Annotated in this window: 12 protein-coding genes; 3 read left to right on the top strand and 9 right to left on the bottom strand. The window is 72.1% G+C overall.

The features are described from left to right. Nucleotides 1-6: 6 nt before the first annotated feature. Nucleotides 7-1,215, bottom strand: a complete 1,209-nt coding sequence (locus tag ACLF6P_RS13830; RefSeq protein WP_415950533.1) for a PucR family transcriptional regulator — start codon at nucleotides 1,213-1,215, stop codon at nucleotides 7-9. A 129-nt stretch (nucleotides 1,216-1,344) separates the two neighbouring features. On the opposite strand from ACLF6P_RS13830, the gene ACLF6P_RS13825 reads away from it, so the two are divergent. Further along, nucleotides 1,345-2,007, top strand: a complete 663-nt coding sequence (locus tag ACLF6P_RS13825) for a pirin family protein (RefSeq protein WP_415950574.1) — start codon at nucleotides 1,345-1,347, stop codon at nucleotides 2,005-2,007. Here ACLF6P_RS13825 and ACLF6P_RS13820 read toward each other — a convergent pair. Together ACLF6P_RS13820 and ACLF6P_RS13815 are read right to left on the bottom strand one after the other, a co-directional pair. Further along, on the bottom strand, nucleotides 2,004-2,600 hold the full coding sequence (locus ACLF6P_RS13820) for a GNAT family N-acetyltransferase (protein ID WP_415950532.1): 597 nt from the start codon (nucleotides 2,598-2,600) through the stop codon (nucleotides 2,004-2,006). The two genes, ACLF6P_RS13825 and ACLF6P_RS13820, sit on opposite strands and share 4 nt — an antisense overlap. 75 nt (nucleotides 2,601-2,675) lie before the next feature. Further along, a complete protein-coding gene (locus tag ACLF6P_RS13815) occupies nucleotides 2,676-3,488 on the bottom strand; it encodes a serine hydrolase domain-containing protein (RefSeq protein WP_415950531.1) in 813 nt (270 codons plus the stop codon). Nucleotides 3,489-3,568: 80 nt separating this feature from the next. Here ACLF6P_RS13815 and ACLF6P_RS13810 point away from each other — a divergent pair, with 80 nt between their 5' ends. Continuing rightward, nucleotides 3,569-4,045: a MerR family transcriptional regulator gene (locus tag ACLF6P_RS13810; RefSeq protein ID WP_415950530.1), complete on the top strand. Its 477-nt coding sequence runs from the start codon at nucleotides 3,569-3,571 to the stop codon at nucleotides 4,043-4,045. Between the two features lie 5 nt (nucleotides 4,046-4,050). After that, the gene (locus ACLF6P_RS13805; RefSeq protein ID WP_415950529.1) at nucleotides 4,051-5,061 is read left to right on the top strand and encodes an aldo/keto reductase; all 1,011 of its coding nucleotides are present in this window, start codon (nucleotides 4,051-4,053) and stop codon (nucleotides 5,059-5,061) included. A gap of 184 nt (nucleotides 5,062-5,245) precedes the next feature. Here ACLF6P_RS13805 and ACLF6P_RS13800 read toward each other — a convergent pair whose 3' ends face one another. The 6 genes from ACLF6P_RS13800 to ACLF6P_RS13775 form a co-directional block, all read right to left on the bottom strand. After that, nucleotides 5,246-6,505 carry an acyltransferase family protein gene (locus ACLF6P_RS13800; RefSeq protein WP_415950528.1) on the bottom strand — a complete coding sequence of 420 codons (1,260 nt, stop codon included), beginning with the start codon at nucleotides 6,503-6,505 and terminating at the stop codon, nucleotides 5,246-5,248. Between the two features lie 135 nt (nucleotides 6,506-6,640). Beyond that, nucleotides 6,641-7,720, bottom strand: coding sequence for an alpha/beta hydrolase (locus tag ACLF6P_RS13795; protein WP_415950573.1), 1,080 nt, complete (start codon nucleotides 7,718-7,720; stop codon nucleotides 6,641-6,643). 439 nt (nucleotides 7,721-8,159) lie between these two features. Continuing rightward, nucleotides 8,160-8,837 carry a response regulator gene (locus ACLF6P_RS13790; RefSeq protein ID WP_415950527.1) on the bottom strand — a complete coding sequence of 226 codons (678 nt, stop codon included), beginning with the start codon at nucleotides 8,835-8,837 and terminating at the stop codon, nucleotides 8,160-8,162. 17 nt (nucleotides 8,838-8,854) lie between these two features. Next, on the bottom strand, nucleotides 8,855-10,216 hold the full coding sequence (locus tag ACLF6P_RS13785) for a sensor histidine kinase (protein ID WP_415950526.1): 1,362 nt from the start codon (nucleotides 10,214-10,216) through the stop codon (nucleotides 8,855-8,857). A 251-nt stretch (nucleotides 10,217-10,467) separates the two neighbouring features. Beyond that, a complete protein-coding gene (locus tag ACLF6P_RS13780; protein ID WP_415950525.1) occupies nucleotides 10,468-11,325 on the bottom strand; it encodes a DUF4429 domain-containing protein in 858 nt (285 codons plus the stop codon). 135 nt (nucleotides 11,326-11,460) lie between these two features. Beyond that, nucleotides 11,461-12,657 (bottom strand): alpha/beta hydrolase, encoded by a 1,197-nt coding sequence (locus ACLF6P_RS13775; protein ID WP_415950524.1) that lies wholly within the window; start codon nucleotides 12,655-12,657, stop codon nucleotides 11,461-11,463. Nucleotides 12,658-12,738 lie beyond the last annotated feature (81 nt).

Below are 12,738 nucleotides of genomic sequence, written 5' to 3'. Positions count from 1 at the left end.
AAAAGTCTAGGACTGCGGATCTCCGTCGGCCAGGCGCCCCAGGATCAGGGCGATCCGCAGCGTGAAGGCCGAACGGACATCCGAGGGGGACCAGCCGGTGACGTCCGTCACACGTCGCAGCCGGTAGCGGACGGTGTTGGGGTGCACAAAAAGCATCCGCGCCGCGCCTTCGAGACTGCTCGCCTGTTCCAGATAGACGCTCAGCGTCTCCAGAAGCGCCGAGCCCGCCTCCTCCAGCGGTCTGTAGATCTCCTCCACCAGCTGCTCCCGCGCGGCCGGGTCGCCGGCGATCGCGCGCTCCGGCAGGAGATCGTCCGCGAGCGCGGGCCGCGGGGCGTCCTGCCAGGCCGAACAGGCCTTGAGCCCGGCGGCCGCGGCCTGCGCGGACCGCGTCGCGGCGAGCAGGTCGGGCACCACGGGCCCGGCGACCACGGGACCGGCCGCGTACGGGCCGATCAGCGCCTTCGCCACGCCCAGCGGATTGTCGCTGCCGCCCGCGATGACGACCAGACGGTTGCCGAGCACACCGGTCAGGACCTGCAGTTTCGCGTGCCGGGCGGCGCGCCGGATGGCCTCCACGGTCAGCTCGCTGTCCCCGTCGGGCGCGGTGCCGAGGACCACGCAGACATGGTCCGGGGAGTTCCAGCCGAGCGCCGCGGCCCGGCTGACCGCGCCCTCGTCCGCCTCACCGGACAGCACGGCGTTGACGACCAGCGATTCGAGCCGCGCGTCCCACGCACCGCGCGCCTCCGCGGCCTGCGCGTACACCTGGGCGGTCGCGAAGGCGATCTCGCGGGCGTACACGAGCAGCGCCTCGCGCAGCACCGACTCGTCGCCCGGCGCCGCGACCTCGTCGATCGCTGACTCCATCACCTCGATCGTGGTGCGCACCATCTCCACGGTCTGCCGCAGCGTGATCGCCCGCGTCAGCTCGCGCGGTGCCGTGCCGAAGACGTCCGTGGAGATCGCCTGCGGCGCGTCCGGATGCCGGAACCACTCGGTGAACGCGGCGATACCGGCCTGCGCCACGAGCCCGATCCACGACCGGTTCTCCGGCGGCATCGCCCGGTACCAGGGCAGCGTCTCGTCCATCCGCGCGATGGCCTGCGCGGCCAGGCTGCCGGAGGACTTCTCCAGCCGCTTGAGCGTGGCGGGATGCGGATGCGGCGGGGTCGCCCCGGCGCCTGGATTCGGGTTCGCTGCGGATTCGGGCACGGGACAAGACTGCCTTATCGGGGCGGCCCGGCTGAGTGGCGGGTCCGAAGGACCCGAAACGTCCAGGTGCCGGACGGTCCGCCCTACACGGCCCTGCCCGTGCTCCCGGCCGTCTACGGTGGGGGTGTGATGGATGTAAGACGCTCAGGCGACCGGTACCGCGGCGGGGAACCGGCCGACGGCATCGAGTCGCTGCACGCGTTCTCCTTCGGGCCGCACTACGACCCGGACAACCTCCGCTTCGGACCGGTCATCGCCTGCAACGAGGAGCGCCTCGCGCCCGGCGCCGGATTCGAGGAGCACACCCACAGCCATACGGAACTGGTGACCTGGGTCGTCGAGGGTACCCTGACCCACCGCGATTCGACGGGCCACGAGTCCGCCGTGCACGCCGGCGATCTGCAGAGGCTCAGCGCGGGCGGCGGAGTGCGGCACGTCGAACGCAACGACGGCACATCGCCCCTGGTCTTCGTCCAGATGTGGCTCGCCCCCACGGCCGCGGGCGGCGCACCCTCGTACGAGATCGTCCGCGGGATCGCCGACTCGACGCCCTACGCCGTACCGGCGGCCGGCGCCCTGCTGCACATCCGCCGCCTGCGCCCCACGGAACGCGCCGCGCTGCCGGAGGCCTCCTTCGTCTATGTCCATGTCGTACGGGGCGAAGTCACCCTCGGCGACACGGAACTGTCGGCCGGCGACTCGGCACGGCTCACCGCGGAGGCCTCCCTGGAGGTGGTCGCGATCCGGGGTCCTGCCGAGGTGCTGGTGTGGGAGTTCGCGGCGGTGGGCTAGGGGGTGCCCGGGGTGGCTTCGCGCCACATCCGCCACATCGGAGGGCTCGACCGGTAGGTCATCTCCTCCTGCACGGTGAAGCCGTGCCGCTTGTAGAACGTCAGGTTCCGCTCGTTGCTCGACTCCAGATACACGGGCTTGCCCGACGCGTCCGCCTGCTCCAGGAGCGCCCCGAGCACCGCCGAACCGTGCCCGGTGCCACGGGCCTTGGAATGCGTGCCGATGAACTCCAGGTACCAGTGGCCGGGTTCGACGGGATGCTTCTGCTCCATGCGCTGCAACATCCCGAGCAGCAGCGGCAGCCGGGCCCGCCCGGTCCGTACGAGCACCGGCATGTTCCGCACGATGTCGCCCGCCCCGACCTTCCACTGGCCGGGCGGACACCACACGGCGGCCACGGTCCGGTCGATATCGGTCCAGACCCGCCCACGCCCGGCCTGCATGGCCAGCAGATCCCGGAACAGCACACGCAGCCTCGTCACCCGCTCCCGCGGCACGAGCCACTCCCAGACCGGATCGTCCTCGTAGGCATCGGCCAGTACATCGGCCAGCGCATGAACATCGGCCCGGGCGGCACGCACTATGTCAGCCATGCCGGCCAACGTACCGCCGGGGCCCCTCGGCGCGTGGGGCAACTTTCAGCCTGGCCGGCGTTCGAGGCCGAGGTCTCAGCGAACCTCACCCAGCACCGCATCCGTGAACGGCGGCCACGCCGCGACGGCCCACGGCCCGAAGTCCCGGTCCGTCAGAGCGACGCAAGCGACCCCCGCGTCCGGATCGATCCACAGGAACGTGCCCGACTGGCCGAAGTGCCCGAAGGTCCGCGGCGAGGAGGAACTCCCCGTCCAGTGCGGCGCCTTGGAGCCCCGGATCTCGAAGCCGAGCCCCCAGTCGTTGGGCTTCTGCTGCCCGTACCCGGGCAGAATCCCGCCGAGCCCGGGGTGCACCACCGACATCGCTTCGAGCACGGTCCGCGGATCGAGCAGGCGCGGCGCCTGCACCTCGGCCGCGAAGCGCAGCAGATCCCCGACCGTCGACACCCCGTCCTTCGCGGGCGAGCCCTCCAGCGAGGTTTCCGTCATCCCGAGCGGTTCGAGCACGGCCTGGCGCAGATACTCCGCGAAGTCAATGTCCGTCGCCTTCGCGATGTGGTCCCCGAGCACCTCGAAGCCGGCGTTGGAGTACAGCCGCCGCGTTCCGGGCGGCGCCATCACCTTGTGCTCGTCGAAGGCGAGGCCGCTGGTGTGCGCGAGCAGATGCCGCACGGTCGACCCCTCGGGCCCGGCCGGCTCGTCGAGCTCGACCGCCCCCTCCTCGTACGCGATCAGCGCGGCGTACGCGGCGAGCGGCTTGGTCACGGAGGCGAGCGGGAACCGCCGCGTCACGGGCCCGTGCGTCCCCAGGACGCTCCCGTCCGCGCGCACGACTCCGGCGGCCGCGGTGGGAACGGGCCAGTTCTCGATGAGGCTGAGGCTGTGCATGCCCCGACCCTACAAGCGCCCGCGCGGCGCGCCCGATTTCGCTTGCCTGGAGTGCACTCGAAGCACTTAGCGTGGAGGACATGACGGTGATGGACAGCAATCCCGTACCCACACTTGACCCCGCACTCCCGCAGCACGTCTGCACCACCGAGCCCCGCCCGCACCCGCGCCCCGACGGCCAGGACCGCTACACGATCAGCGAGGTCGCGGCGTACACCGGACTCACCGCACACACGCTGCGCTGGTACGAGCGGATCGGTCTGATGCCGCACATCGACCGCTCCCACACGGGCCAGCGCCGCTTCACCAACCGCGATCTGGACTGGCTCGACTTCGTCGGCAAGCTCCGCCTGACCGGGATGCCGGTCGCGGACATGATCCGCTACGCCGAACTGGTCCGCGAGGGCGACAGCACCTTCGAGGAGCGCCAGGCCCTGCTGACCAGCACCCGGCGCGATGTCCTCGCACGGATCGCGGAACTCCAGGGGACCCTCGCCGTCCTCGACTACAAGATCGCCTTCTACGGGGGCGCGCACGACGCGCCGGAGAGGTCCTGAACCTGATGAGCAGCATCGCGAAGGCACAGCTCGGCACCGAAGGACCCGAGGTCTCCGTCCAGGGACTCGGCTGCATGGGCATGAGCTTCGCCTACGGGCCCACGGACGCCGACGAGGCACGGGCCACCCTCGACCACGCCCTCGACCTGGGCGTCAGCTTCTTCGACACCGCGGACATGTACGGCTTCGGCGAGAACGAGACATTCCTCGCGCCGTTCGTGCACAAGCACCGCGAGGAGATCGTCCTCGCCACCAAGTTCGGCATCGTGCTCGACCCCGAAGACCCGTCGAAGCGCGGCATCGACAACTCGCCTGCGTACATCCGCAAGTGCATCGAAGGCAGCCTCACCCGCCTCGGCGTGGACAGCATCGACCTGTACTACATGCACCGCAGGGACGTGAACGTTCCCATCGAGGAGTCCGTCGGCACCATGGCCGAACTGGTCGCCGAGGGCAAGGTCAAGCACCTGGGGCTCAGCGAGGTCACCGCCGAGGAGCTGCGGGCCGCGCACGCCGTGCACCCCATCGCCGCCGTGCAGTCGGAATGGTCGCTGTTCAGTCGGGACATCGAGGCGCGGGTGGTGCCCGCGGCCGCCGAACTCGGCATCGCCCTCGTCCCGTACTCGCCGCTCGGCCGCGGCTTCCTGACCGGCGCGTTCGCCGATGCCGACAGTGACCTCGGCAAGGACGACTTCCGCCGTACGATGCCGCGCTTCACCGGTGAGAACGCCGCCGCCAACGCGGAACTCCTCGCCCCGATCCGCACGGTCGCCGCATCCCGCGGGGTGAGCCTGGGGCAGGTCGCCCTCGCATGGGTGCAGCAGCAGGCGCAGGTGCACGGCCTGACCGTGGTGCCGATCCCCGGCACCCGCAGGCGCAGCCGCATCGAGGAGAACACGGCGGCGACCCGGCTGCTCCTCACCGAGGCAGAGCTGGAACTGCTCGAACCGATCGCCGCGCAGGTCGCGGGCGGCCGGTACGCGGACATGTCGTTCACGTCGGCGGGCCGCGAGTAGGCCGCAGGGCCGTACGGCCGAAGGCTCCGCGCCGTACGACCGAAGCGCCGTACGGCCGAAGGCGCCGCCCCGCCGGCTGCGGGACGGCGCCTTCGGCTTGGTGGGGCGCGGGGGCGGCCCGGCGCGGACCGCAGGCGAGGCCGGTGGTGGCCGCCGCCACCGGACCCCGGCTCCTCGGAGGCGCTCACGCCAGTCCGAGCGCGAACACCGCGAATGCAGCCGCGAGCAGCCCGGCGAGGGCCCTTCGCGCCCGGGCGGCGCGGGTGCCCGTCTGCCACGGCGTCTCGAAGCGCCGCGTCCAGCGGCCGAGCACGATCAGGAGCGCGGCGAAGACCGGCAGCCAGGCGAACCGGGCCGCGATCCAGCCGAAGGTCTCCGGCGCGGTGGTCAGACCCCCGATCTGCCCGAGGAACGAGGCGGGCGCCGCCGCCGCGAACATCGCCGTCTGGTGCCAGCACAGGATCGTCATGGCCGACAGGTTGATGACGACGACCGGCGCCCACAGGGCGGGCCGCCGCAGGATCCGCCCGAGCCGCTCGCGCAGCAGGATCGCGGCGCCGCTCTGCGCCGCGGCGAGCGCGAGGACCAGCAGCGACGGCGGGTGCGAGTTGGTCCGGGCCTCACCGGGGACACCGACCATCGACGACGGGTAGGCGAAGACGACAAGCAGCAGCGCGAACAGTGCCGCACCGCCGACGAGCAGCAGCCACGCGCCCCGCCTGCCGAGCCTCTTCTCGCCCCAGCTGACGCCCAGTTGGTAGGCGAACATCCAGCCCGGCAGGATGTTCAGCACGCTCAGCCAGGACGGCATCTCCGCGGCGAAGGGTCCGTAGCGCAGGAAGTCCACGACCGCGACCGAGGCGAGCAGCGGAGCCGCCGCCCAGGCGCCGAGCCGCTCGGCGGCGCGTACGCAGTACGGGGTGAGCGCGGTGATCACCGTGTACACACCCACGAACCACAGCGGCTGGATCACCAGCGTCGCCCCGGTGCGCAGACTCGTCTCCGGCACGCCCATCGCGTACAGGACCGGGACCGCCAGCGCCCACACCGCCGTCACCCCGAGCACGGGACGGCCAAGCCGCGCCACCCGGCCGCGCAGCCAGCCGCCTTTTGATGCGCCGCGCGCCATCGAGCGGCGGTAGGAGAGCACCGAGGCGTAGCCGCCGACCAGGAAGAAGATGCCGAGCATCTGCAGCACCCAGCTCACGGGCGCGAAGAAGCCGAACGCGGAGAGCGGGCTCGCATTGTGCAGCGCACCTTCGCCGTCGAGGCGGAAACCACCGAGCAGCCAGTGCCCGACCGGCACGGCGAGCAGCGCGAGCGCGCGCAGCCCGTCGATGGCACGGTCCCGGTGCGCGGGGGTGCGGGCCTCGATGCTCGCGGCGGCCTTGCGCAGGCCGCCGAGGGCGTTGGCTGGTCGGGGGGCGAGTGCCGTGCTGGTCATGGTGGGGTCCTCGAATCCTGGAGAGGTACGGGATGCAGGCGGGCGCGGTGTGCGGGCGCGGCGCCCGCGGAGGTGGTGTGCGCGAGAGCGCCGCGAGGGCGGCGGCGCGTATGCGGCGACGGGGTGTGCGCCGGCTCAGGGACGCTCGCCCAGGGCGATCCGTGCGAAGGCGCGCAGGGAGTCGGTGCCGGGTTCGAAGTAGCCCGTGTGGCCCTCGACTCCGCCGGTCGGCACGGAACGGGCGCCGAAATCCGGGTCCGCCGGATCGGCGCCATGGCCGAGCCCGAGGAACTCCACGTTCGGTACGTCGTCGATCCAGTCGCCGGGCGCCTTGGCCGCCCAGACCCGCGCCCCGGTGCCCAGGTCCGCCACGTCGTCGGCCCGCATCCCGGGCGAGCCGGCCACCACCAGATCGGCGGCGGGCATCTCCGGCGCGGCCTCGCCGCAGACCACCGAGCCATAGCTGTGGCAGAACACCGAGGGCTCGGGTGCGCCGGTCGCCGTCAGCCCCCGGACGAAACGGGCCAGCCGGGGAGCGCCCGCCTCGGCCAGACGCCCGGTCGCCGCGTCCGGTCCGATCCCGACCGGTGTGGTGTACCCGGCCCAGGCGATGACCGCGGTGCGCCGGTCGGTGGCCGCGTACAGGGAACGGGCCATGCCGGCGGGGGTGCCGTACCGGTCTCTCGTACGGTCGAAGCTCTCCAGATCGATATCGGAACCGGGCACGATCACCGAGACGTGCTCCGTCCTCGCCAAGTCCCCGTAGACCTCGGCGACCTGACCGCGGCCGCGCGGATCGAAGGCGAGGATCTGCCGCCCCGGCGCGAGCAGGGCCTCGTACCGCCCGGCGCGCTCCCGGGCGGCCGCACGATCGCGCCCGGGCAGCGACTCGTCCTGCGACCGCCTCAGCTCCTCGGCGCGCGCGGCCTGCAGTGCCCGGGCGTTGGCCTCGTAGCGCAGCGCGACCGGGGCGCCGTCGAGATTCCCGAGAACGAGCGGATGCCGCCGAAGCAGCTCCTGCTGCTCATGCCCATCCAACGCGGCGAAGAACGCGGCCACTTCGGCGGGCCTCGCCCCCGCCGGATCCGGCAGCCGCTCCCCGAGCGACAGATTCTCGCGCCACGCGCCGACGCCCGGCACGGGGCCGGTGACCGGCGTCTGCTGATTCCCCGCGGCCCAGCCCGCGGTACCGGCGACGACCGTCACCCCGAGCATGGCCCCCACGAGGGCCCTTTTCCCCCGCGCCTTCCAACCCCGACCCCGCATACCGGCCACACCTCGACTTCCATCCGCCGCCTCACTGACGGAGGGAAGTTAGAAAGCCGGCTTGCGAAGGCACGTCACACCACAGAGCCAACCTGCAGGTGATACCTGGGTATTACGACAGCTGAACGCAGGCGCACGGAGCCCACCCACCCAGCTGTGGGCAGTTGCGCGGACCCCACCCACCCCCTCCCCCCACCAAGCTGTGGGCAGTCGTGCCGCAGGGCGAGTGGGGTATCCCCTGTTCGAGCGGAGTCGAGAGCTTGGGGAAGGGTGGGCACAGCGGCACCCCCACCGGCGGTGAGCCGACTGAACCACCCGCACCACCCGCACCACCCACCCACCGGTGCACCCGGTCGCACCTCGCCCCGGCTCAGCCCAGCCGGAAGGCTTACTGGTCCCCGGGGACCACAACCCCCGCCTCGTACGCAAAGATCACCAACTGGGCCCGGTCCCGCAGCCCCAACTTCGCCAGCACCCGCCCCACATGCGTCTTCACCGTCTGCTCGGCCAGCACGAGCTCCCCGGCGATCTCCTGATTCGACAGCCCACGCGCGATCAGCGAAAGCACCTCCGCCTCCCGCGGCGTCAGCCCCTTCAGGCGCAGCGCCGGATCCTTCCGCCGGGCCGGCCGCCGCTCGGCGAAGTCCGCGATGAGCCGCCGCGTCACGGAGGGCGCGAGAAGCGCCTCCCCGGCCGCCACCACCCGCACCGCCGAGATCAGATCCGCGGGCGGCGCGTCCTTGAGGAGGAAGCCGGACGCCCCGGCCCGCAGCGCCTCGTACACGTAGTCGTCCACATCGAAGGTGGTCAGCATCAGCACCTTTGGCACATGCGTCACCCCCGGCGGCGGATCGAGCAGCTGCCGCGCCGCCTCCAGACCGTCCATCACGGGCATCCGCACATCCATCAGCACGACATCGGGATGCGTGGAACGCCCCTGCTCCACCCCCTGCTTGCCGTCCTCGGCCTGCCCCACCACATCGATATCGCTCTGCGCCGAGAGCAGCGCGGCGAACCCCGCGCGCACCATGGCCTGGTCGTCGACGATGAGCACACGGATGGTCACGAGCTGCCTTCCCAGGACTATGGAGCGCCGTCTTCGGACAGCGGTATCCGGGCCGAGACCCGGAAGCCGCCGTCGTCCCGCGGACCCGCGTCGAGCGAGCCACCGGTCAACCGTACGCGTTCGCGCATGCCGACCAGGCCGTGTCCGGTCCCGGAGCTCTCGAGCACCGAAAGCGGCTTGCGCGCGGGACCGTTGGTGACGCTCACCCGTAGCTCCTCGTCCGCACGCGCCACGTCGATCCGCGCATGCGCTCCCGGCGCATGCCGGATCACGTTGGACAGGGCTTCCTGCACGATGCGGTACGCCGACAGGTCCACGGCCTGCGGCAGCCCGCCGACCAGCCGCGCGAGCTGTTCCTCTCCGACCGCGAGTTCGACCTCCACCCCGGCCCGCCGGGTCGCCTCGGCCAGCTGGCCGAGCCGGCCGAGCCCGGGCTGAGGGGCGCGCTCGGCCTGCGTGTCCTCGTTGCGCAGCACCTTGAGCAGCCGGCGCATCTCGGTGAGCGATTCCCGCGCGGCCGAGGCGATTTCGGCGAACTCTTCGGTGACCTCGGGGGAGAGGCCGTGCAGCCGGTACTGCGCGGTGTCCGCCTGCACGCTGATCACCGACATGTGGTGGGCGACGACATCGTGCAACTCGCGGGCGATCCGGGCCCGTTCCTCAAGGAGGGTGCGCTGTGCGCGCTCGGCCTCGCTGATCGTCTCCTGCTCGGCGAGCTTCGCCTGAGCCTCGCCGCGCAGCCGCAGGGTGTACGTGACGACGAGGCTCACACCCGCGAGTACGAGCATCAGCACCCACGAGCCGTCGCTGTCCTCCTGCGAGAGCTGTTCGAAGAACACCCCGGCCGCCGCGGTGACCAGGAAGACCGCGATGAGCGTACGGCGGCTCTCGCGCAGGCCCAGCAGCACCATCAACAGCACGTAGCCCACGACGGCCATGGGGGTCCACGGCCACGGCCGCCCGTCGACCTGGCCGTCCGCGTACAGCGCGAACGCGCCGATCACATGCGCGGGGAAGATCACCCACCAGGCGTGCAGCGGGCGGATCAGGGCGAGCAGCAGCGGTACGGTCTGGGCCACGGCGAGCCCGCCCGCCAGACCGCCGCCCAGCCCGTAGTCCTTGACGAGCACGGTGACGGTGACCGGCAGGAGCGAGGCCACGAAGGCGAGCACGAGCACATACGGGGCGGCCCGTACCCAGAGCCGGTCCGCCTGGGCGAGGGGCGGCCGGCCGGCCGCCGCCGGGGTGGTCAGGGCCCGGCCGAACTCCCTGAGCCCCTCCCGGAGCCCCTCCCGCAGGGCACTCCGGCGACCGCCCGGGGCCTCGGGGGCCGCTTTCCGTTCGGGCGGGGGTGCCGGTGTGGGCTGTGTCTCGTTCATGGCCTGGCCAGCGTAGACAGCCGACCACGCCTGCCGCGTCATACTGCGGGTGCGTACGCGGATTCATACCCCGGTATGACTCCCCGGCCGAAGGACAGAGCCGCCCGCCCCCGCCCCCGCCGCTCGCCCACGGCCGCATCTGCCCACACCCGTGCCCAGATCTGCCCGCACCGCGCCTGCCCGCGGCCGGATCTGCCCGCACCGCGCCCTCCCACGGCCGCAGCTGCCCGCAGCCGCGCCCGCCCGCACGCTCACAACTGCGCCAGCAGCTCCGCCTTCTTCGCGGAGAACTCCTCGTCGGTCAGCAGTCCCGCCCCGTGCAGCTCGCCGAGGTGCCGGATCCGTTCCGCGATATCCGCCGGATCGCGCCGCCCCGGGAGGACCGCCTCCTGGGCCGCCGGGGCACCCTGCGCCCGCGCGGCCGTGAGCACCGCCGCTGCGAACGGCAGCGATTCATGCACCGGCCCGTAGCCGAGCCCGAAGACCACCGCGGCCGGATCCTGGTCGGCCTGCGCGGGCTGGATGCCCGCCCCGGGGCGCCGCAGCAGCCGCAGATACCCGTCGAAGACCTCCGGCGAGCGCCACTCCACCCCGCTGAGACCGCCCACGGGGAACGTCTGGTCGCCGGCCTTCCACTTCGCGGAGGAGGCTCCCGTCCAGAACCAGCGGAAGCTAACCGCCTTGCCGTCGAACGAGGCCTTGCCGTCGTAGGCCTTGAACTGCCGTGGGCCCTCGGGCGCGGCGACCAGGAAACGCTCGGCGGGTCCGGCCGCGGCGGGCAGCAGGGCGCGCAGCTCGTCGCGGTAGTACTCGGCGAGCGTGGCGCGCTCGGCGGAGAGCACCAGGCGGTAAGGATCGGAGCCTTCCTTGAGCTGTCCGGCCGCGGCCTCCAACAGCGGATCCGCGCCGGGTCTGGGCACGGCGCGCAGGACCACCGTGCCCCGCTTGCCGGGGGTCAGGGTCGCATCCGCCAACGCGGCATGCGGGATGCGCCGTTCACCGAGCGCCTGGAACAACTTCGGTGTTCTGATCCCCCGTTCGAAGCGGATGAGCACGGAGTCCGAGTCGAACTCCCAGGTGGCATGAAAACCGGCCAGTACGTCACCCATGCGGCTCATCGTATGCGGCATGCGCCCGTACGTCCCCCCTCGATACATTCCGGCATCATCCGGTGACGGCGGGCGTCTACGCGCGTCGGACGGTCGGCGGACCGCAACCTTTGCGCCTGGAACCGCTTACACCTGTTACACCTGGCCCCGGGAACGGCAGCCCTCCCCGCCGTCCGCGCAGCTGACCTCGTCGACACGCCCGAGTCCGATGCGCGCGAGATTGCGCACGCTCTCGGTGCCCGGCTCGAAATAGCCGGTGTGTCCCTGTGCGTCCGCGGCGGAGAGCACCCGTGCGCCGAAGCCTTCCGAGACGGGGTCGGCGCCGAGACCGAAACCGCCCACCTCCAGATGCGGGACATCCCCGATCCAGTCGTCCGCATCGCGCATCGCCCACACCCGCGCCGCGGTGCCGAGGCCGGAGGCCGTGTCGGCGCGCATCCCGGGGCTGCCGGCGACCGCTATGTCCCGGACCCGGGAGGGAAGTTCGGGCGCCGCGAGCCCGCAGACGACCGAGCCGTAGCTGTGGCAGTACAGGGCGACGGGGGCCTGCCCGGGCAGGGCGCGGATCAGGGAGGTGAGCCGCAGCGCGCCGTCCTCGGCGCGCCGTACGGTGAAGGCGTCCATGCCCACACCGGCGGGCGCCGTGTAGTCGGCCCAGGCGATCACCGCGGTCCGGGTGTCGCGGCTCTCCTCGCGCTGGGCGCGGTACAGGGAGCGGGACATGCCCGAGGTGGCGCCGTACTTCCCCCAGGTCTTCTGGAAGGTGAGCAGATCGGTGTCCACGCCGGGCACCACGACCGAGACCCGCTCGGCCTTGCGCAGATCGCCGAGCACCTCGGCGACCCGCCCGCGCCCCGTGGGGTCGAAGGCGAGGATGCGGCGGTTCGGCCGCAGGAGCGACTCGAAGCGGTTCACCAGGCGACCGGCCACGCGTCTGCCCGAGCGGGACAGGCGGGCGTCGTCCATCCGCTCGCGTTCATGGGCGATCGCGTCCCGCAGGGAGTGCCGGTTCGCCTCGTAACGCAAAGTGAGCGGCGCTCCGTTGAGATTTCCGACCACGAGGGAGTGGCGTTCGGCCAAATGCTGTTGCTGAGCGTCACTGAGGGTGGCGAAGAAGCGGGCGATCCGGTGCGCCGACGCGTCCGGATCGGGCAGCTCCCGGCCGTCGATCCTGCCGCGGTCCCAGGCCGTGAGCGCGGCCTCCATGGGCGTGGACCTGCCCTTGTCGCGGATGGCGGTCCAGCCGGTCAACGTCAGCATGACGAAGACGACGGCAAGGGCGAGCAGCGCGCGCCAGACATTGACCGAGGGCGAGGAGTCGAAGGAAATCACGATTCGGCCACCCTAGGAGACCCGGAGTACCCACTGCACCCTCCGTGGCGCGGATCACGTTACATAGGGGGCGAATCAGTC

Source organism: Streptomyces lothianensis (assembly GCF_047779955.1).
Lineage (GTDB): Bacteria > Actinomycetota > Actinomycetes > Streptomycetales > Streptomycetaceae > Streptomyces.
Note: the sequence above shows the minus strand (reverse complement) of the source record. Positions and strands in the feature narration are given on the sequence as shown.

What these genes read in the sequence shown, in the direction of transcription:
- ACLF6P_RS13800 (WP_415950528.1), bottom strand. Translation starts at nt 6,505, where the DNA reads ATGACCAGCACGGCACTCGCCCCCCGACCAGCCAACGCCCTCGGCGGC.
- ACLF6P_RS13795 (WP_415950573.1), bottom strand. Translation starts at nt 7,720, where the DNA reads ATGCTCGGGGTGACGGTCGTCGCCGGTACCGCGGGCTGGGCCGCGGGG.
- ACLF6P_RS13815 (WP_415950531.1), bottom strand. Translation starts at nt 3,488, where the DNA reads ATGCACAGCCTCAGCCTCATCGAGAACTGGCCCGTTCCCACCGCGGCC.
- ACLF6P_RS13820 (WP_415950532.1), bottom strand. Translation starts at nt 2,600, where the DNA reads ATGGCTGACATAGTGCGTGCCGCCCGGGCCGATGTTCATGCGCTGGCC.
- ACLF6P_RS13810 (WP_415950530.1), top strand. Translation starts at nt 3,569, where the DNA reads ATGACGGTGATGGACAGCAATCCCGTACCCACACTTGACCCCGCACTC.
- ACLF6P_RS13785 (WP_415950526.1), bottom strand. Translation starts at nt 10,216, where the DNA reads ATGAACGAGACACAGCCCACACCGGCACCCCCGCCCGAACGGAAAGCG.
- ACLF6P_RS13825 (WP_415950574.1), top strand. Translation starts at nt 1,345, where the DNA reads ATGGATGTAAGACGCTCAGGCGACCGGTACCGCGGCGGGGAACCGGCC.
- ACLF6P_RS13780 (WP_415950525.1), bottom strand. Translation starts at nt 11,325, where the DNA reads ATGGGTGACGTACTGGCCGGTTTTCATGCCACCTGGGAGTTCGACTCG.
- ACLF6P_RS13805 (WP_415950529.1), top strand. Translation starts at nt 4,051, where the DNA reads ATGAGCAGCATCGCGAAGGCACAGCTCGGCACCGAAGGACCCGAGGTC.